Raw genomic sequence first — 20,220 nt, 5'->3', positions numbered from 1 at the left:
TCACACCGAAGGATGATCAAGGAGATTTGGAGTGACGAAAGGGGACGGACCGCGTTGGGGACGCCTTTGCGGTCTGCATGAGGCTTTGTCGATATTGCCCGTTTCGGTCTCCGAAGTTGTGCACAGCCGCCGGGCCACCCTGTGGATAACTTTCGGGAGGGCCGCACCGGGGGCGGCACCGGCGCCCGCCACGACCGCGCACCGACTCGTTCAGCCCCGTCCGTCCAGACAACGAGTGAGCCAGTCCGCCGCCTCCACGAACTCGGCGTCCGTCGTGCCCGGGCGCTCCTTGGCGTGCCCGCCGTCCGCACGCGGATACGAGCCGAGGTAGCGCACCTGTTCGCAGGCGCGCTTCAGACCCATGAGCACGTCCCCCACCCGGCGGTCCTGCAGATGGCCCTCGCAGTCCACCGAGAAGCAGTAGCGCCCGATGCCCTCGCCCGTCGGCCGGGACTCGATGCGCATCATGTTCACGCCGCGCGACGCGAACTCCTGAAGGACCTCCAGCAGCGCGCCGGGGTGGTCGTCTCGCAGCCAGAAGACGACGGAGGTCTTGTCCGAGCCCGTCGCCGCGGCGGGCCGCGCCGGGCGGCCCACCAGCACGAAGCGCGTGACCGCGTCGTCCGCGTCGTGGATGCCCGTGACCAGCGGCTCCAGCGCGTACGTCGACGCCGCGAACTCACCGGCGAACGCCGCGTCGTAGCGGCCCTCCTGCACCAGCCGCGCACCGTCGGCGTTGGACGCGGCGGACTCCCACACCGCGTCCGGAAGGTGATCAGCCATCCAGCGCCGCACCTGCGGCTGCGCGACGGGGTGGCCCGTGACCGTCTTGATGCTCTCCAGCGGTGTGCCCGGGCGGGCGAGCAGCGCGAAGGCGATGGGGAGCAGCACCTCGCGGTAGATCATCAGCGGCCGGCCGCTCGCCAGCTCGTCGAGCGTCGCGGTGACGCCGCCCTCGACCGAGTTCTCGATGGGAACGAGGGCCGCCGCGGCCTCTGCGTTGCGTACGGCGTCCAGCGCCGTCGGCACGGAGACCATCGGCGTCAGTTCGCGGGTGGCGGCTTCGGGAAGGGTGCGCAGGGCGGCCTCGGTGAAGGTTCCTTCGGGGCCGAGGTACGTGTAGCGGCTCGCTGGTGACATGAGGCCACGTTAGTCGCGCCGGCGACGCAGCGTGTCCGGCGTCTCATCTGCCGGTCGGAGGCCGCCCCGCCGTTGACGTGCGGGCCCTTTCGGGAAGCCGACATGGGACCCGGCTGCCGACGACGCAGGGGTGGGGGCTACGGTCACGCGTGACCGTAGCCCCCACCCCTGCGTGTACCGCCCGGAGCGTGCGCCGTCACTCCTCCCCTGCGAGCGTGAACCTGCGCAGCCTGCGGCTCGCATACCAGGCGCCGCCGACGGTGGCGACGGCCAGCAGCGTCACGCCGGTCGCCATGCCGACCTCGGAGGTGATCCCGGCGCCGCTGCCGCCCACCTTCTGCGCCAGCGTCAGGGCCCACTGCTGTACGGACAGCTCCCGCGCGCCCGGCACCATGTTGCCGAACAGGGCCTCCCAGATCAGCGCGTAGACCAGGCCGATCACGACGGCGTGCCGGGAGACGGTCCCCAGCAGCAGGAACAGCGCGCTGTAGGCGACGGAGGCCGCGGCGGCGGCCACCGCGTACGCCGTGGCGATCTGCTGGCTGTTGCCGTTGAGGATGTAGCCCGCGAGGAGCGTGGGGACCGCCGAGAACGCGACGGACACCCCGATGGCGACCACGAGCTTGGTGACGATGACGCTGTGCCGCTTGACCGGCTTGGCCAGCAGATAGACCACCGATCCGTCGTCGATCTCCGGGCCGATCGCCCCCGTACCGGCGACGACGCCGATGAGCGGGACGATCGTGGCCATCGCGAAGCCGCCCAGGAGCTGCTTGGTGACGTCGTCGTCCACGTCGCCGAGGAGGCGCACCGCCACGGCCACGACGAGCAGCAGCAGTGGGAGCGCGCACAGCAGCAGCGCGCGGCGGCGGCCCAGCAGCGCCTTGTAAGTGAGCCGTGCGACTGTCTGGTTGTACATCGTGAAGGCTCCCTTCAGGCCGCGACGAGGTACGAGAAGACGCTCTCCAGGGACTCGTCCGACGGCGAGACCGTGTAGAGCCGGATGCCGTGCTCCCGTGCGAGCCGGGGAAGGACGTCCGTGAACCGGCCGAAGTCGATGGCCTGGATCTGGAGGGCCTGCTCGTTCCAGTCGAGCTGGATGCCCGCCGTCGAGGCGTCGGCGATGAGGGCCGCCGCGAGGCGCCGGTCGTCGCTGGAGCGTACGAGATAGCGGTGCGGACGGTCCGTCATCAGGCGGCGGATCTTGCGGAAGTCGCCGCTGGCCGCGTGCCTGCCGGCGACGACGACCTCGATGTGGGAGGCGAGCTGCTCGACCTCCTCCAGGATGTGCGAGGAGAACAGCACCGTCCGGCCCTGGTCGCCCATCTGCCGCAGCAGCTGCATGAGTTGCATGCGCTGGCGCGGGTCCATGCCGTTGAACGGCTCGTCGAGCAGCAGCACCGAAGGCTCGTGGACGAGGGCGGAGGCCATCTTCACGCGCTGCCGCATGCCCTTGCTGTACGTGGAGATCTTGCGGTCCTGCGCCTGTTCCATCTCGACGGTGGCCAGCGCCCTTCGGGCGGCCTCCTCGGGGTCGCGCAGCTTGTGGAGCTCGGCGTTGGCGACCACGAACTCCCGCCCGGTGAGGAAGTCGTACATCCCCTCCCGCTCGGGCACGAGCCCGATCTCCTTGTACGCCTGCTCGTTGCGCCAGATCGGCGCGGTGTCCAGGGTGACGCTTCCGGTCGAGGGCGGCAGGAATCCGCCCATCATGTTGATCAGCGTGGACTTGCCGGCGCCGTTCGGGCCGAGGAGGCCCGTCACGCCGGGCCCGATGTCCATGGTGATGTCGTTGACGGCGACGACGTTCCCGAACCAGCGGGACGTGCTGTCGATGTGAAGAGTGCTCATGGGCGCGGCCCGTTCCTTCGAGAGTGGCGGCGGGTGACGGTCACAGCCCGGCCTTCCGGTAGCGGCGCAGCAGCAGGGCGTACGTGCCGGCGATGAGCAGGACGGTGAGCGCGAGGTACGCGGACGTCTGCGCGGCGTTCAGCGCCTCGCCCCGCGGGAAGGCGTTGTCCCCGTCGAGGAGCTTGCTCTGGAGGCCGTCGACGAGCGACCCGGGCGAGGCGAGGCCCAGCCAGCCGATGGCGGAGGCCTCGTCCTGCGAGGCGACGATCCCCTGGAGAGCGGTGACCAGCATGTACGGAATGGTCAGCACGGCGATGATGGCGGCGACGCCGAAGCCGCGCCGCGGGGTCGCGGCGGCCACGGCCAGGGCGACGCCCGCGTGCAGCACGGAGAAGACCAGGCAGCAGACGAGCCCGTACGCGAAGCCCTTCGTCTCGTCGCCGAAGTCGAGCTTCGCCAGCAGGGCGCCGACGTAGAGGATGAGGACCGACGTCGCGGTGAAGACGAAGATCGCGGCGGAGAGCGCCGCGTACTTGGCCCCGACGTAGTCCCCGCGCTCGATCGGGCGGGAGAAGTACAGCGGCACGACGTTGAAGCGCAGGTCGAGCGAGACGGCTTGCGGCGCCATGGCCGCGATGTAGACGCCGATGACGGGCTGCATCACGATGACGTACTCGTTGTAGCCGACCGGCATCTCCTTGGCCTTGGTGAAGACCGTGACGGCGACGACGATCGCGGCCGGGACGCACATGACCGCGAAGAGCAGCATCGGCAGCACCTTGGACTTCGCCGAGCGGCCGAGCCCGTACGCGCCGCGCAGGGACTGCTCGAAGAGGGAGGTGCGGGCGTAGCCGCGGCCGAGGCGGGAGCCCTCGTATTTGCGGTAGCCGATGTTGTGGATGACGTCCTCGCCGCGCTGTCCCGGCGGCTTGGGGGCCGTCGCGACGGGGCTGGCGGAATCGGTGGCTCGAGGCTCAGACGGCATCGCCGCTGCCTCCCTTCTGCGGCTGGAGTTCGCGGTCGGCGTCGCCGGGGCGGGCGCCGGCGGGAGCGCCGGTGCCGGCAGCGACGGCGCCCGGGTCGCCCGACGGGGCGGCGGACGCGGAGGCTCCCGTGCCGTCCGTGTGGAAGACCTCGGCGATGTGGTGGCGGCGCTGTTCCATCCGCACCAGACCGAGGCCGAGCTCTATGACGGTGTCGCGGACGGTGTCGTACGCGGACTCGTCGGTGGCGTCGACCATGAGCAGATGACCGGCGCCCGGGGCGCCCGCGGTGCCGGGGGCCTGCGCGGAGAGCCCGGCCGCGACGAGCGCGGCGCGCAGCGCCTCCGCGCCGTCCGGGTGCGCGTCGGTGTCGGTGACCTCCACCGCGAGGGACGGGGTGCGCTTGGTGAAGTCGGCGGTGCTGGAGGCGCGCAGCAGCTTGCCGCCGTCGATGACGACGACGTGGTCGCAGGTGCGTTCCAACTCGCCCAGCAGATGGGACGTGACGAGCACGGAGATGCCGAAGTCCGTGTACACGCGGCGGATCAGGGCGAGCATCTCGTCGCGGCCGACGGGGTCGAGGCCGTTGGTCGGCTCGTCTAGGAGGACCACCTTCGGGTCGTGCACGAGGGCCTGCGCGAGCTTGACGCGCTGCTTCATGCCCGTCGAGTAGCCGCCCATGGGGCGGTAGCGCTCCTCGTACAGGCCGACGTGGCGCAGGGTGTCCGCCGTGCGCTCGCGCGCGGCGGTGAAGGGAAGCCCGGACATCCGCGCCATGTGGACGACGAACTCGGTGGCCGAGACGTCCGGCGGCAGGCAGTCGTGCTCGGGCATGTAGCCGACGCGCTCGCGGATCGCCGAGCCCTCCCGTGCCACGTCCATGCCGAGGACGGTGGCGCCGCCCTCGGAGGCGGGGGAGAGCCCGAGCAGGATCTTGATGAGGGTCGATTTACCGGCCCCGTTGGCGCCCACCAGGCCGGTAACACCCGGTGTGATGCCTACGGTCAGCCGGTCCAGCGCGGTCACCCGTGGGTACCGCTTGGTCAGGCTTTCGATAGCAATCACAGTCACGCCTCAGACGCTAGGGCCTCACAGCCCTGTGTCACGTCCCTCCTGGGGGCTGGATCCGACTGGTACCGAAGGGTGATGCTCCCTTAAGGGGGCGTAGGACAAGTAGGGCCAAAGCCTGCCGCTCGGGCACACGGGCGGGCAGACATCAGGCATGCGTCAGGCATGCGTCAGGCATCCGTCAGGCATCCGTCACGCACGCGAGCTCGGCGTTACCTCAGGTATCCACAGCCGTGGAAGTCCTCTTGACCTCGCCATCGTCCGTTGTCACATTGACTGGTGTCGAATACGCGGATGAGGGCGGGGCGTTGAGCCCCGCCGGCCTCGATCGGTGGGGGGACCTGTGAGCGAGCGGAACGGCGGCCGGAACGCCGGGCTGGGCGGAAGCGAGAAGCGCGGCACGGCCCCGGAGGAAGATCCGGGACAGGAGCAGGAACAGGATTCAGGACTGGATCCGGGTCTGGAGGGCGCGCGTGAGCGCCGGGTGCGCACACCGGAGGGCATCGAGCTGTGCGTCGCGGAGCTCGGCGACGCGGCACTGCCCACCGTGGTGCTCGTGCACGGCTATCCGGACAGCAAGGAGGTCTGGTCGAAGGTCGCCCGGCGGCTGAGCGACCGGTTCCACGTCGTCGTGTACGACGTACGGGGCTGCGGCCGCTCCTCGGCGCCCAGGCCGCTGCGCGGAGGCTTCACCCTGGAGAAGCTCACGCAGGACTTCCTTGCCGTGGCCGGTGCCGTCTCCCCCGGGCGGCCCGTCCACGTGGTGGGGCACGACTGGGGATCCGTGCAGGGCTGGGAGTTCGCCACGTCGTCGGAGACCAGAGGCAGGATCGCGTCCTTCACCTCGATGTCGGGCCCGTCCCTTGACCACTTCGGGCACTGGATCAAGAAGCGCGTGAGCCGCCCGACACCGCGGCGGCTGGCGCAGGCACTGGGTCAGGGCGGGCGCTCCTGGTACGTCTACATGCTGCACACGCCCGTGCTGCCGGAGCTCGCTTGGCGCGGTCCGCTCGCGCGGCTGTGGCCGAAGCTGCTGCGGCGGGCCGAGAAGGTCCCGGCCGACGGATACCCCACGTCCTCGCTGCCGCGTGACGCCGCGAACGGCGCATGGCTCTACCGCGACAACGTGCGCTTCCGGCTGCGCCACCCCCGGGACGACTGCCACGCCCATGTCCCGGTCCAGGTGATCACGCCGACGCGTGACGTCTTCCTGAGCGAACGGCTCTACGACGACGTGGAGTTGTGGGCACCCGGGCTGACGCGGCGCACGCTGGACGCCAAGCACTGGATTCCGCGCACACGGCCCGACCAACTGGCGGTCTGGATCGCCGACTTCGTGGAGGCCCAGGAGTCCGGCCGTGCGGTGGAAGGGCCGCAGGCGGCGGCACCGGCAGCCGCGAACGACAGGGGCTTCGCCGCGCGCTTCGGCGGGCTGCTCGTGCTCGTCACGGGTGCGGGCAGCGGCATCGGCCGGGCGACGGCCCTCTCCTTCGCCGCGGCCGGTGCTCGGATCGTCGCCGTCGACGTGGACGGCGAACAGGCGGCGCGCACGGCGGAGTCGGCGGAGCGGGCGGGAGCTCCGCGTGCCTGGGCCGAGACCGCCGACGTCGGCGACCAGCAGCAGATGGAGAAGCTGGCCGCCAGGGTCGCCGCCGACCACGGAACCGTCGACGTGCTCGTCAACAACGCGGGCATAGGCATCGCGGGCCCCTTCCTGGAGACCAGCGTCGAGGACTGGAAGCGGACTCTGGACGTCAATCTGTGGGGCGTCATCCACGGTTGCCGGCTCTTCGGCAGGCAGATGGCCGAGCGGGGCCAGGGCGGGCACATCGTCAACGTCGCGTCGGACGCGGCCTATCAGCCCACGAGGCTGCTGCCCGCGTACGGTGCGTCGAAGGCGGCGGTGCTGATGCTGAGCGAGTGTCTGCGCGCCGAGCTGGCGGGGCGGGGCATCGGCGTAACCGCCGTGTGCCCGGGCCCGGTCGACACCGGCATAACGCGGACGGCGCGCTTCGTCGGCCTCGACGAGGCAGGGCAGCGGCGCCGCCGGGAACGGGTGGCTCGCCTGTACAAGCTGCGCAACTATCCGCCGGAGAAGGTCGCGAGGGCGATCATGCGAGCGGTCGTACGCAACCAGGCGGTGGTCCCCGTGACACCGGAGGCACGCACCGCGCGTGCGCTCTCCCGGGTCGCTCCGCGCGTGCTGAGGGCCATCGCGAGGATCGAGCCACCGCTGTGACGACGGGCGGAGACGGCCTCGCCGCACACGCCGGCCACACGGCAAGCGAGCGTAGGAGGGCAAGCGGCAGGGACAGCAGAAGTGACGACGGCGAGTACCGGATCGAGGATCTGGCGCGGCACAGCGGCGCCACGGTGCGCACGATCCGCGCCTACCAGGACCGGGGCCTGCTCCCGCGTCCCGGCCGGCGCGGGCGGGCGAACCTCTACGACGACTCGCACCTGACGAGGCTGCGCCAGATATCCGCTCTGCTGGAGCGCGGATACACCCTCGCGTCGATCAAGGAGCTGCTTGCGGCGTGGGACGAGGGCCGGGGGCTGAGCGGTGTCCTGGGGCTCGTCTCGGAGGTCGAGGGACCGTGGTCGGACGAGGAGCCGGAGCGCCTCACCCAGGCCGATCTGGACGAGCTCTTCGGGGCGGGCTCCGCCCGCGGCGACGGCGCCGTGGCGGAGGCGGTGGAGCTGGGGGTGCTGGTGCCGCTGCCGGAGCGGCCGGGAGAGTATCTCGTCCCCAGCCCTCAGGAACTGGCCGTCGCCGCCGAACTGCACCGGGCGGGCGTGCCGTTGCTCGCGCTCACCGAGCATCTCCGCGAGCTGCGCGCGCAGGTCGAGCACATAGCGGCCCGGTTCATGGACTTCACCGACCAGCACATATTCGGGCGCTGCCCGCACACGCGCCCTTCGGACGAGGAGGCCACGGAGGCGGCCGGTCTCGTACGGCGGCTTCGCCCGCTCGCGAAGCAGACCGTCGACGCCGAACTGGCCCGCGCCATGCGGACGTTCGCCTCCCGAAGCCTGCGTGAACACCTGCGGCGGGCGGACGCCGGAGCGGAGGGGCGAGGGGAAGGGGAAGAGGAAGGGGAAGGGGCGGAGGACGAGAAGGGGGCGGGGGTGGGGGAGGGGGAGGGGGCGCCCCAAGGGCAGCCGACCGCCTCGCCCAGCACCGCCGCACCCGCAGCCGTCGCCCCCGCGGCTGCCCCACCCGCAGCCACCATCCCGGCCACCGCCACCGTACGGCTTCCCTCGGCGACCGTCGCCGCCGTACGCGACCTGGTCGGGCCGGAGCAGACCGCGGCGTTCGTCGCCGCCGCCGCGGAGCGCGAAGTGCGGGCCCGCGCGATGGACGGCCTCGCGGCCGCATGGACCGGCCGGGTCGAGCGCCCGGAGCGTTAGGCCGTGCCGCCGAGGAGACCGGGCGCTCCCCAGACGGGGAACCAGCGGCCGAGGTCCGGTTCGGTCGGCAGGTCGTCGGTCAGCAACCCGCGAATCTGCAACTCCAGTGCGCTGTCGCGCTTCTCGCGCCGTCCGGGCCGGGGCGCGAAGGGATAGAACGTGCCGCGCTTGTAGAGGTAGACGAGGGCGAGCGGGCGGGCCGTGGAGGCTTCGGCCTTCTCCTCCGCCGCACGGAACCCGACCAGCGAGCACAGCAGCTGCGGCCCGAACCCGTTCTCTTCGAGCAGGGTGTTGACCGCGTGCAGATCGTTGACGAGCTCTCCCAGATCCTCCGGCGCGTGCCGGGCGACCAGCCAGGTGTAGCCGTACTCGTCCTGGCTGAACTCCACCGGGATCCGGGCAGGTTGAGGGGCACCGTTCCCCGGCCCGGAATCCGCGGGGAGGTCCGCGTCGAGCAGCTGCCGTACGTCACGCTGTAGCTGTTTGAAGGCGCCGCCCTCGACGCTGGCGAAGCACACCGATCCCAGTCCCGTCGGCACGAGGTCCGCGCCCGCCTGGAGTGTGACGGCGGCGGCCGGGAGGGCGAAGAGCTGGTCGAGGTCGGGGCGTACGGGCTTGCTGCGGCCCAGAAGCGCGTCGAGGAGGCCCACGGAGTTCACGTCCCTTGTGCTGGATGGCGGCGGTGTTCACGATGTCGGCTCCGGCGGCTCCGGCGTTACGGCCCCGGGGTCGAGCCCGGCTCCGGCCCGAGCGTCCCGGCCCCGGCCTGCCGCTTCTCGCCCGTCCCTCAGTGCTGCCCCAGCTGCGCCGAGATCCGGCTCAGCTGCTCCAGGCGGCGCTCCAGCGGCGGGTGCGAGGAGAGCAGCGTGGCGACCGTCTCGCCCGAGAACGCCGGCGCGAAGAAGAAGGCGTTGAACGGCTCGGCCTTCCGCAGGTCCCGGGTCGGGATGCGGGAGATCTGGCCGGTGATCTTGGTCAGTGCGGAGGCGAGCGCGGACGGCCGTCCCGTGAGCAGCGCGCCCGCGCGGTCCGCGGACAGCTCGCGGTAGCGCGAGAGGAGCCGGGTCAGCAGGAAGCTCAGGATGTAGACGAGGATACTGACCAGCGGGATCACCAGCAGGATGATGCCGAGGCCGCTCTGGTCGTTCCGCCCGGCGCCGCTCAGACCGCCCCACAGGGCGACCCGGGTGAGGATGCCCGCCAGTACGCCGAGGAAGGACGCGATGGTCATCACCGCTACGTCGCGGTGGGCGACGTGCGACAGCTCGTGGGAGAGCACGCCCTCGATCTCTTCGGGCTCCAGGCGGCGCATCAGCCCCGTCGTCGCGCAGACCATCGAATTGCGCTGACTGCGGCCCGTGGCGAAGGCGTTGGGCACATCGCTGTCGGCAATGGCCACCTTCGGCTTCGGGACGTCCGCGAGCGCACACAGCCTGTCCACCGCACCGTGCAGCTCGGGTGCCTGCTCGGGCGTCACCTCGCGCGCCCCCATGCTGAAGGCGGCGATGCGGTCGCTGAACCAGAACTGCGCGATGAAGAGACCACCCACCGCGATCACGATCAGTGGCCAGGCGTTGCTCAGCGCCGCGATCAGGGAGCCGACCAGCGCCACGTAAAGCAGTCCGATGAGGAACATCGTGACCACCATGCGGCTGGTCAGTCCACGGTCGGCGACGTATCGCCCACGAGCTGCTGCCATGACGGACGCTCCTCCCTCACCAGTACAGAAGCCGGGCCACCGGCCGCCGTGCGCCAGGCTGCGCCCGCGTGCGACGGCGCGGAGTCCGCGCTTCCGTGAGCCGTGCCCCGCGTGTGCCGTACCGCCCGCCCACTCCTGGCTCGGCACCAGGGAAGGCGGCCGGACGCCCCTACGGGACCGACACCTTTGCGGTAATTGTCCTCTCTTTGCCTGCCTCGTGGCGAATGACGGAGAGCAGCCGGAGGCCGACCCGGCGCGACCGGCGCCCGGGCCCCGCACCGTAGGCTCGGCGCCATGCCTTCCTCCCCAGGACCCGCCTCTCCACAGCCCGGACCTGCGCGGTCCGCGTCCCCGCGGCCCGGTTCCGGGCGCCCGGCGCGCGTGCCGCGGCTGAGCACCGTGATCCTCCCCGTCCGGCGCTGGCACGAGGGCGGGCGCGAGCGGTGGCGGCGGGCCGAAGAGCTGGGCTTCCACACCGCCTACACCTACGACCACCTCTCGTGGCGGGCCGAGTTCCGCGACGGCCCGTGGTTCGGCGCCCTGCCCACGCTCACCGCCGCCGCTGCCTCGACCTCGCGGATGCGACTGGGCACCCTCGTCTCCTCGCCCAACTTCCGGCATCCCGTGACGCTGGCCAAGGAGCTGATGTCCCTGGACGACATCAGCGGCGGCCGCCTCACCCTGGGCATCGGCGCGGGCGGCAACGGTTTCGACGCGACGGTCCTCGGCCAGGAGCCGTGGACTCCGCGGGAGCGCGCCGACCGGTTCGCCGAGTTCGTACCGCTGCTCAGCAGGCTGCTCAGCGAACCGGCCGTCTCGTACGAGGGCGCCTTCTACTCCGCGCACGAGGCACGCGGCATCCCGGGCTGCGTGCAGCGGCCGCGCCTCCCGTTCGCCGTCGCCGCCACCGGTCCCCGGGGCATGCTGCTCGCCGGGCGCTACGGCCAGGCCTGGGTGACCACCGGCGATCCGCACATCGCCGCGACGGGCACGCCCGCGGAGGGACTCCAGGCCGTACGCGACCAGATCGTGCGCCTCGGCACGGCCTGCGACCAGACGGGACGGGACGCGTCCGAGCTGGAGAAGGTCCTGCTCACGGGCTTCGTTCCCGGTACGCCGCTGGCCTCCGTCGACGCGTTCGTGGACTTCGCGGGAAAGTACGCCGAGGCCGGCATCACCGAGATCGTGCTGCACTGGCCCCTCCCGGACACGCAGTTCGCCGCGGACGAGAAGGTCTTCGAGCGGATCGCCACCGAGGGGCTCGCGCAGCTGCGGGGAGGGAGCTGACGGGGCCGAGGCCCGGGTCCGCTCCTGCCCGCTCCCGTACCGATGGCGACCCCGGTCCGGTTCGTCCCGGAGTGCCCGCACCGCTCATCGGGGGAACCCTCCGCACGGTTGTGCGTACATGTGCGGGAAGATGGTCGCTGTGACTGAGCCGCCCGCATTCCGTGTCCCCAGCGCTCCCCCCTCCGATCCGGCCCACGGCCCGGGCGCACCGGCACCCGCACCCGCACCCGGACCGGCACCCGGACCGGCACCGGCCGCCGCTCCCCCGGTGTCCGCCGCGCCCGCCGCCGTCCGTCCCCGCCTCATCGCGACCGACCTCGACGGCACGCTGCTGCGCGACGACAAGACCGTCTCCGAGCGCACGGTCGCCGCCCTCGCCGCCGCGGAGGCCGCGGGCCTCGACGTCTTCTTCGTCACCGGCCGCCCCGCCCGCTGGATGGACGTCGTCAGCGACCACGTGCACGGTCACGGGCTCGCCATCTGCGCGAACGGTGCCGCGGTGGTCGATCTGCACCGCGGACGGCGGGTCGTCGCGGTCCGGGCGCTGGAGCGCCACGACGCGCTGACGGTCGTCGCGGCCCTGCGGAGGGCGGCTCCCGGGGTGAGCTTCGCCATCGAACGCAGCGGCGGCATCCACTTCGACCCCGACTACCCGGCGCTGCACCCCGATCCCCTCGGGATCGTCGCACCGGCGGAGAAGCTGCTGGGCCCGGAGCACGAGGAGCCCGTGCTGAAGCTGCTCGCCCACCACCCCGAGCTGGAGCCGGACGAGTTCCTCGCCCTGGGGCGTGAAGCGGCCGGAGCGCACGCGCAGTTCACGCGCTCCAGCAAGTCCGCGCTGCTCGAGATCAGCGGCTCGGGCGTGAGCAAGGCCAGCACGCTCGCGCGGTGCTGCGCGGAGCGCGGCATCCTGCCGGAGGAGGTCGTCGCGTTCGGTGACATGCCGAACGACCTCGACATGCTGGGCTGGGCCGGTACGTCGTACGCGATGGCCAACGCGCATCCCGATGTGCTCGCGGCGACGACGAATCACACGTCGTCCAACGAGGCGGACGGCGTCGCCACGGTCATCGAGGAGTTGCTGCACCGGCACGCGATGCTGCGCCCGTACGCGCCTGCCGAGGGGGCTCTGGAGGGGACGGCTCGCGGCGGGAGTCCTGGTGATCCGCCCGGCCGGGGCCGTCCGCGTCCGGCGGGACGGGGCTCCGCGGGGCCGGGGCGCCGCTCGCCGCTTCCCGGTCGAGCATCCGGCTGAACGGGCCGCCCGCGCCCGCCAGTTCACCGTAGGTTCCGCGCTCGACGGTGCGGCCCGCGTCGAGCACGATCACCTCGTCCACGGCGTCCAGGCCCTTGAGCCTGTGCGTGATGAGGACCGTCGTACGGCCCTCGGTGGCGGCCAGCAGATCCGCGGTGAGGGCGTCCGCGGTGGGCTGGTCGAGGTGTTCGGCGGGCTCGTCCAGTACGAGAACGGGGAAGTCCGCGAGCAACGCGCGGGCGAGCGCGAGCCGTTGGCGCTCGCCGCCGGAGAGGCGGGCGCCGTGCTCGCCGACGAGGGTGTCGAGCCCGTCCGGGAGCGTGTCCGTCCAGCCGTCGAGGCGGGCCGCCTTGAGGGCGCCGCGCAGGTCGGCGTCGGAGGCGTCCTTGCGTGCGAGCAGGAGGTTCTCGCGCAGCGAGCTGTCGAAGACGTGGGCGTCCTGGGCGCACAGGCCGACGTAGCGGCGCACGGTGTCCGAGTGCAGGCCGGTGGCCGGGACGCCGCCGTCGGCGATGTCGCCGCCGAGGGTGTACGAGCCGCTCTCCGCGTCCAGGAAGCGCAGGAGGGTGCGGGCGAGCGTGGTCTTGCCGGAGCCCGAGGCGCCGACGACGGCGACGCGGCGTCCGGGCGTGAGCTCCAGGTCGAAGCCGGCGAGGGGCGCGGGGAGCCGACGCGCCACGGTACTGGCGGGCGCCTCGTCCGGGTACCGCACGGTGATCCCGTGGAGCCGGAGCGGGAAGGGCGAGGCCGGAGCGGGCAGGGGACGCTCGGGCTCCCGTACGGGTTCGGGTGCGTCCATGACGTCCCGCACGCGTTCCGCGGAGCGCCGCGCGCGCTGCCGGTACTGGACGGCGAGCGGCATCCCGTTCACCGCTTCGAACGCCGCGAGCGGCGTGAGCACGACCGCCGCGAGCCACACGCCGTCGAGGCGGCCCGAGTGCACCGCCGCGGTTCCGGCCCATGCGGCGGCGGTGACGGTCAGGCCGCACACGAGGGTCGTCAGGCCGGCGCCGAGTGCCGTCGCCGCGGAGGAGCGGGCGGCCAGGCGCGTGAGGGAACGGTCCGCGGAGCGCGCCGTCGCCGTACGCGCGGGCAGCGCCCCCGCGACCGTCAACTCGCCTGCCCCGGCGAGGAGATCGACCACCCGTGTCGTGAGCGCGGCACGGGACGGCGCGAGCCGGCGCTCCGTGCGGCGCGAGAGCGCACCGGTGAGGGCCGGTACGGCGGCCCCCGCGGTGAGCAGCCCGGCGGCGAGAGCGCCGCCCGCGGCGGGGAGCAGCGCTCCGGTGAAGGCGACGGCGGCGAGACCGGTGACGGCGGCGACGACTGCCGGGAGCAGCCAGCGCAGATAGCGGTCCTGAAGGGCGTCCACGTCGCCGACGAGCCGGGTCAGCAGGTCGCCGCGGTGGGTGCGGTGCAGGGCGGCGGGGGCGAGGCGTTCGAGCCTCGCGTACACGCGGGCGCGTACGTCGGCGAGCACGCGCAGGACGGCGTCGTGCGAGACGAGGCGCTCGGCGTAGCGGAAGACTGCCCGGCCGAGGCCGAAGGTGCGCGTGGCGGTGACGGCGACCATCAGATAGAGGACGGGCGGCTGTTGGGAGGCTCGGGAGATCAGCCATCCGGAGGTGGCCATGAGGCCGACGGCGCTGACGAGGGCGAGCGAGCCGAGGGCGGCGGACACGGCGAGGCGGGGGCCGGGACGGGCGCCGGACCGGGGGCCCTCTCCCGGGCCGGCCGCCCCTCGCGTTCCCTCGTCGTCCACGACTGCCCCGACTTGCCCGGCTTGCCCGACTTCCCGCGTATGCACGGCAGTCGGCGTCCGGTCGTGTGCGAGAACCCCTGACTCCGGCAGCGCCGCGGGGTCCGTTCCCGGTGCGCTGCCCGCGGCAAGCCGCACCACACGGTCCGCCGCCGCGAGCAGCGCGGGGCGGTGGGTGACGAGGAGGACGGTGCGGTCCTCCGCGAGGCCGTGGATCGTCTCGATGACGGCGGCTTCGGTCTCCCCGTCGAGCGCCGCTGTCGGCTCGTCGAGCAGCAGAAGCGGCCGGTCGGTGAGGAACGCCCGTGCCAGGGCGACCCGCCGCCGCTGGCCCGCGGAGATGCCCTCGCCCTGGTCGCCGAGGGCGGCGCCGGGGTCCAGGTCGGCGCCCGCGGCGGCCAGGGCGGCCCGCACCTGGCCGTCCGTGGCGTCCGGGCGCGCGAGCCGTACGTTGTCGGCGATCGTGCCCGCGAAGAGCTGCGGATGCTGCGGCACCCAGGCGATCTGCGCGTGCCAGGAGGCGAGTTCGAGGTCGCGCAGGTCGGTGCCGTCGACGCGCACGGACCCCGAGTCGGGCCGGGTGAAGCCGAGCAGCGCGTGCAGCAGGGTGGACTTGCCCGCGCCCGACGGCCCCGTCAGGGCGACCGTCTCTCCGGGCCGCAGCGTCAACTCGGTTGCCGGCAGGGAGTCGTGGGCGCGGTTCTCGTGCCGTACGCGGAGCCCGTCGAGCGTGATGACGGCGGTACGCAGATCGGGCGCGGGCAGGCCCGAGCGCTCGGGTGCCGGTTCGGCGAGGACGGCGAACACCTCGTCCGCGGCGGAGAGTCCTTCGGCGGCGGCGTGGTAGTGGGTGCCGGCCTGGCGCAGCGGCAGATAGGCCTCCGGCGCGAGTACGAGGACCAACAGGCCGGTGTAGAGGTCGAGTTGGCCGTGGACGAGACGCATGCCGATGCCCACCGCGACCAGCGCGACGGACACGGTGGCCACGAGCTCCAGCACGAGGGAGGAGAGGAACGCGATGCGCAGCGTCCGCAGCGTCGCGCGCCGGTAATCGTCGGTGATGGCGCGGATGTTGCGGGCCTGCGCCTTCGCCCTCCCGAACACCTTCAGGGTGGGCAGCCCGGCGACGACGTCCAGGAAGTGGCCGGAGAGCCGGGAGAGCAGGCGCCACCGGCGGTCCATGTGGGCCTGCGTTGCCCAGCCGACGAGGGCCATGAAGAGCGGGACGAGGGGGAGGGTGACGAGGACGACCACCGCCGAGACCCAGTCCGTGGTGACGATGCGCGCCAGCACGGCCACGGGTACGACGACGGCCAGGGCGAGTTGGGGCAGGTAGCGGGCGAAGTAGCCGTCGAGGGCGTCGATTCCGCGCGTCGCGAGCGTCGCCAGTTCGCCGGTGCGGCGGCCGGAGAGCCACGACGGTCCGAGAGCGAGGGCGTGGTCCACGAGGCGCGTGCGCAGCTCGGACTTGACCGCCGCGCTGGAGCGGTGCGCGGCGAGTTCGGTCAGCCAGGAGACCAGGGCGCGGCCCGCGGTGACCGCGAGAAGCAGCAGCAGCTGGGTGCGTACTCCCTCGCGGTGCCGGAAGGCCCGTACGACGACGTCGGCGATCAGCGTGGCCTGTGCGATGACGAGCAGCGCCCCGGCCAGGCCCAGCACCACCGACGCGGCGAGGAAGACGCGGGTGGTGCGGGCGTGGGTGAGCAGCCGCGGGTCGACGGGCCTCATCGGTGGTGTCCCATCAGTGGTTCTCCGCGATGTGCTGGGTGCCGATGCGCTTGCGGAAGACCCAGTACGTCCAGCCCTGGTAGAGCATCACGACGGGTGTGGCCAGCGCCGCGCACCACGTCATGATCTCCAGTGTGTACGGGGTGGACGAGGCGTTCTCCACGGTCAGGCTGAAGCGCGGGTCGAGCGAGGAGGGCATGACGTCCGGGAAGAGCGCGATGAAGAGCGTGGCCACCGTCGCGGCGACCGTCACCCCGGACATCGCGAAGGCCCAGCCCTCGCGGCCCGCGGCGTTCGCCACGAGGGCGGCGAGCAGCGCGGCGACGGCCACCGCGGCGACGCCGAGGCTCTTGCCGTCCCCGGAGTGCAGCTGTGTCCACGTGAGGAAGCCCGCGGTGACCACGACGGCGGCCAGGCCGAGGACGGTGGCCAGCCGGCGGGCGCGCGGCCGGATGTCGCCGGTCGTCTTGAGCGCCGTGAACACCGCGCCGTGGAAGGTGAACAGGGTGAGGGTGACCACTCCGCCGAGCAGTGCGTACGGGCCGAGCAGATCGCCGAAGTCGCCGACGTAGTCCTTGTGCGAGCCGATGGGCACGCCCCAGGTGATGTTGCCGAAGGCGACGCCCCACAGGAACGCGGGCAGCAGCGAGGTGACGAACAGCGCGCGCTCCCAGCGGTCCTGCCAGACGGTCTCGCTGCGCTTCGCGCGGTACTCGAAGGCGACTCCGCGGACGATGAGGCACAGCAGGATGACCAGCAGCGGCAGGTAGAAGCCGGAGAAGAGCGTGGCGTACCACTCGGGGAAGGCCGCGAAGGTGGCGCCGGCGGCGGTGATGAGCCACACCTCGTTGCCGTCCCAGACGGGCCCGATGGTGTTGATCAGCACGCGCCGCTCGCTCCGGCCGCGGGCGAGGAGCCGCGTGAGCACGCCGACGCCGAAGTCGAAGCCTTCGAGGAAGAAGTAGCCGATCCACAGGACGGCGATCACCGCGAACCAGAGGTCGTGAAGCTGCATCGCTCGCTCCTCAGCAGGCGTCAGTAGGGGGTCACGGGGTCAGTACGAGAAGGTCATGGGCCGGTCGGGGTCGTCGCTGTCGTGACCGCCGATCCGGGTGGGCGGGTTGAGATCGGCGTCGGTCAGCTCGGGCGGTCCGGCCTTGACGTACTTGACCAGCAGCTTGACCTCGATGACGGCGAGCACCGCGTACAGGGCGACGAAGACGCTCATGGACGTGACGACCTCGCCCTGGCTGACGGTGGGCGAGACGCCCGCGGCGGTCGGCAGCACGCCGTAGACCACCCATGGCTGGCGCCCGGTCTCGGTGAAGATCCAGCCCCAGGAGTTGGCGATCAGCGGGAAGGCGAGCGTCAGCAGCGCGAGCCGCCAGTACCAGCGCGAGAGGGCCGGACCGAGTTCGCGGTCGCGGGTGAGTGCGAGGCGCGGCACCTGGTCGTCGTCCGTACGCAGACGAGGAGAGAGCCAGCGCTTGCCGCGGGTGAGATACAGCCCGGCCGCACCGAGCGCGAAGGAGGACATCCCGAAGCCGATCATCCAGCGGAACGACCAGTAGGCGACGGGGATGTTGGGCCGGAAGTCGGCGATGTCGAGCTTGCCGCCGTACTTCTCGCGGAGCTTCGCCTCGGTGTCCTTGATGCCGGGGACGGACTCGGAGAAGTTGTCGTGCGCGAGGAAGGAGAGCAGCCCCGGGATCTCGATGGCGACCTTGTTGTGGCCGGTCTTCGGGGGGCCCACGTCTCCGTAGGCGAAGAGCGAGAACGGCGCGGGCGCCTGGGTGTCCCAGAGCGCCTCGGCGGCGGCCATCTTCATCGGCTGCTGGTCGTACATGATCTTCCCGAGCCGGTCGCCGCTGATGGCGGTGAGGAGGCCCGCCACGACCATCGTGACGAGCCCGAGCCGCAGCGAGGTGCGCATCACGGGCACGTGCCTGCCGCGCATCAGGTGGTACGCGGCGATGCCGACCACGAACGCCCCGCCCGTGAGGAACGCGGCGACGAGGGTGTGCCCGACCTGCGCCAGCGCCGTGTTCTGGGTGAGCACCCTGCTGAAGTCGTGCAGTTCGGCACGCCCGTTGGCGGCGTTCATCTCGAAGCCGACGGGGTGCTGCATCCAGGAGTTGGCGGCGAGGATGAAGTACGCGGAGAGCACGGTCCCCACGGCAACCGTCCACATGCAAGCCGCGTGGATGTGCTTGGGCAGCTTGTCCCAGCCGAAGATCCACAGGCCGATGAACGTGGACTCGAAGAAGAAGGCGATGAGCGCCTCGAAGGCGAGCGGCGCTCCGAAGACGTCTCCGACGAACCGCGAGTAGTCCGACCAGTTCATTCCGAACTGGAACTCCTGGAGGATTCCGGTCACCACGCCCATCGCGATGTTGATCAGGAAGAGCCGCCCCCAGAACTTGGTGGCCCTCAGGTACTTCTCCTTGCCGGTGCGCACCCACGCCGTCTCCAGACCGGCGACGACCGCGGAGAGCGAGATCGTCAGGGGCACGAACAGGAAGTGGTAGACGGTCGTGACGCCGAACTGCCAGCGCGCCAGGGTCTCCGGCGCCAGTGCTGTCATCTCCACCGGCTCTCTCCTTTGCCTCGCGGCTGTGGCCGGCGTCCGGCGAGGAGGTTCGTCCGCGTTCGGACAGGTGTGACCGGACCACAAAGCGTGCTCGTGAATGCGTTCACATTCACAAGTAATACTACGACCGGGCTTTTCGGACACTACGAGGGGGTCCCCCGACACTCATCGCCGTGGCCGACCGCCACCGTGACCCGACACCGTCACGGCGGAACAGACCGGACACAACGGTACGGAACCACCCCGTACTTGGGCCCGGCGACTCGTCGGCCGCCGCCGGTCAGAACTCGCTCTTGCGGAAGCCCGCCGCGGTCTGGAGGAAGATGTCGTTCGCCTCGGTCTCCCCCACGGAGACGCGCACGCCCTCGCCCGGGAAGGGCCGGATCATCACGCCCGCCTTCTCGCAGGCCTCCGCGAACGCGGTCGTACGGTCGCCGAGCCGCAGCCACACGAAGTTGGCGTGCGACTCCGGGACGGTCCAGCCCTGCGCGACCAACTCACGTGATACGCGGGCCCGTTCGGCCACGAGCTGCTCGACGCGCTCCAGCAGCTCGTCCTCGCTGCGCAGGGAGGCGACCGCGGCGTCCTGCGCGATCTGGCTGACACCGAAGGGGACGGCGGTCTTGCGCAGCGCCGCGGCGACCGGTTCGTGCGCGACGGCGAAGCCGACCCGCAGTCCCGCCAGTCCGTAGGCCTTGGAGAAGGTGCGCAGCACGCACACGTTGGGGCGGTCGCGGTAGAGGTCCAGGCCGTCGACGACCCTCTCGTCGCGTACGAACTCGCGGTAGGCCTCGTCCAGCACCACGAGCACGTCGTCCGGAACCCGGTCCAGGAAGCGCTCCAGGGCGTCGCCGGGGATGGCGACGCCCGTGGGGTTGTTGGGGTTGCAGACGAAGATCAGCCGCGTGCGGTCGGTGACGGCGGCGGCCATCGCGTCCAGGTCGTGCTCCTCGCCGTCCGTCAGCGGCACCTGGACGGAATCGGCCCCGGAGATCTGGGTGATGATCGGGTACGCCTCGAAGGAGCGCCATGCGTAGATCACTTCGTCGCCCGGACCGGCCGTGCACTGCAGCAGCTGCTGCGCGACGCCGACCGACCCCGTGCCCGTGGCCACGTGCTCGACGGGAACGCCGAAGCGGGTGGCGACCGCGTCCATCAGGCCGGTGCAGGCCATGTCCGGGTAGCGGTTGGCGCTGCCCGCGGCGCCCGTCATCGTCTCCAGCACCCCCGGCAGCGGCGGGTACGGGTTCTCGTTCGAGGACAGCTTGTACGCGGCGGGGCCCGAGGCCGCCGGCCGGCCCGGCTTGTAGGTGGGGATGCCTTCGAGTGCGCTGCGCAGCCTGGGCTTCTTCTCGCTCACCGCTGACTCCTCCTCGTACCTGCCTCGCACCTGCCGCAGACCTGCCGCGGACACCAATGCTGCTAACCCTAAGAGGAATCGGGCAAGGG

14 protein-coding genes and 1 pseudogene are annotated in these 20,220 nt (G+C 71.9%); 4 read left to right on the top strand and 11 right to left on the bottom strand.

Going from position 1 to position 20,220, the window contains the following annotated elements; all coding sequences use genetic code 11:
* Positions 1–210: 210 nt before the first annotated feature.
* The 5 genes from pheA to QQM67_RS23500 all read right to left on the bottom strand — a co-directional run bounded on the left by pheA (position 211) and on the right by QQM67_RS23500 (position 5,039).
* Positions 211–1,140, bottom strand: coding sequence for a prephenate dehydratase (pheA, locus tag QQM67_RS23520; protein WP_314176130.1), 930 nt, complete (start codon positions 1,138–1,140; stop codon positions 211–213).
* Between the two features lie 196 nt (positions 1,141–1,336).
* Positions 1,337–2,059 (bottom strand): ABC transporter permease subunit, encoded by a 723-nt coding sequence (locus QQM67_RS23515; protein WP_314176129.1) that lies wholly within the window; start codon positions 2,057–2,059, stop codon positions 1,337–1,339.
* 14 nt (positions 2,060–2,073) lie between these two features.
* The gene (locus tag QQM67_RS23510; protein WP_314176127.1) at positions 2,074–2,991 is read right to left on the bottom strand and encodes an ABC transporter ATP-binding protein; all 918 of its coding nucleotides are present in this window, start codon (positions 2,989–2,991) and stop codon (positions 2,074–2,076) included.
* A 40-nt stretch (positions 2,992–3,031) separates the two neighbouring features.
* Positions 3,032–3,976: an ABC transporter permease subunit gene (locus tag QQM67_RS23505; RefSeq protein ID WP_314176125.1), complete on the bottom strand. Its 945-nt coding sequence runs from the start codon at positions 3,974–3,976 to the stop codon at positions 3,032–3,034.
* Positions 3,966–5,039, bottom strand: a complete 1,074-nt coding sequence (locus QQM67_RS23500; RefSeq protein WP_314176215.1) for an ABC transporter ATP-binding protein — start codon at positions 5,037–5,039, stop codon at positions 3,966–3,968. Before QQM67_RS23500 ends, QQM67_RS23505 begins: the two co-directional genes overlap by 11 nt.
* A 451-nt stretch (positions 5,040–5,490) precedes the next feature.
* On the opposite strand from QQM67_RS23500, the gene QQM67_RS23495 reads away from it, so the two are divergent.
* Positions 5,491–7,281, top strand: coding sequence for an SDR family oxidoreductase (locus tag QQM67_RS23495; RefSeq protein WP_314176213.1), 1,791 nt, complete (start codon positions 5,491–5,493; stop codon positions 7,279–7,281).
* 101 nt (positions 7,282–7,382) lie between these two features.
* Positions 7,383–8,453, top strand: coding sequence for a MerR family transcriptional regulator (locus QQM67_RS23490; protein WP_314176211.1), 1,071 nt, complete (start codon positions 7,383–7,385; stop codon positions 8,451–8,453).
* Here the strand turns inward: QQM67_RS23490 and pspAB are convergent.
* The gene (gene pspAB / locus QQM67_RS23485) at positions 8,450–9,103 is read right to left on the bottom strand and encodes a PspA-associated protein PspAB (protein ID WP_314176210.1); all 654 of its coding nucleotides are present in this window, start codon (positions 9,101–9,103) and stop codon (positions 8,450–8,452) included. The genes QQM67_RS23490 and pspAB overlap by 4 nt on opposite strands.
* A gap of 137 nt (positions 9,104–9,240) precedes the next feature.
* Positions 9,241–10,152 (bottom strand): zinc metalloprotease HtpX, encoded by a 912-nt coding sequence (htpX, locus tag QQM67_RS23480; protein ID WP_314176124.1) that lies wholly within the window; start codon positions 10,150–10,152, stop codon positions 9,241–9,243.
* Between the two features lie 399 nt (positions 10,153–10,551).
* Here htpX and QQM67_RS23475 point away from each other — a divergent pair, with 399 nt between their 5' ends.
* On the top strand, positions 10,552–11,439 hold the full coding sequence (locus QQM67_RS23475; protein ID WP_314176122.1) for an LLM class flavin-dependent oxidoreductase: 888 nt from the start codon (positions 10,552–10,554) through the stop codon (positions 11,437–11,439).
* Positions 11,440–11,569: 130 nt separating this feature from the next.
* A pseudogene (locus tag QQM67_RS23470) lies at positions 11,570–12,523 on the top strand (HAD family hydrolase); the annotation flags it as partial.
* Here the strand turns inward: QQM67_RS23470 and cydD are convergent.
* From cydD to hisC, 4 genes are all read right to left on the bottom strand, one after another.
* Entirely contained in the window at positions 12,507–16,181 is a 3,675-nt protein-coding gene (cydD, locus tag QQM67_RS23465; protein WP_314176121.1) for a thiol reductant ABC exporter subunit CydD, read from the bottom strand. The pseudogene QQM67_RS23470 and the gene cydD sit on opposite strands and share 17 nt — an antisense overlap.
* A gap of 13 nt (positions 16,182–16,194) precedes the next feature.
* Positions 16,195–17,196, bottom strand: a complete 1,002-nt coding sequence (gene cydB / locus QQM67_RS23460; protein WP_314176119.1) for a cytochrome d ubiquinol oxidase subunit II — start codon at positions 17,194–17,196, stop codon at positions 16,195–16,197.
* Between the two features lie 39 nt (positions 17,197–17,235).
* A complete protein-coding gene (locus tag QQM67_RS23455) occupies positions 17,236–18,765 on the bottom strand; it encodes a cytochrome ubiquinol oxidase subunit I (RefSeq protein ID WP_314176209.1) in 1,530 nt (509 codons plus the stop codon).
* 286 nt (positions 18,766–19,051) lie between these two features.
* The gene (gene hisC, locus QQM67_RS23450) at positions 19,052–20,131 is read right to left on the bottom strand and encodes a histidinol-phosphate transaminase (protein ID WP_314176117.1); all 1,080 of its coding nucleotides are present in this window, start codon (positions 20,129–20,131) and stop codon (positions 19,052–19,054) included.
* Positions 20,132–20,220 lie beyond the last annotated feature (89 nt).

This window comes from Streptomyces winkii, assembly GCF_032248595.1.
GTDB classification, from domain to species: Bacteria; Actinomycetota; Actinomycetes; order Streptomycetales; family Streptomycetaceae; genus Streptomyces; species Streptomyces winkii.
Note: the sequence above shows the minus strand (reverse complement) of the source record. Positions and strands in the feature narration are given on the sequence as shown.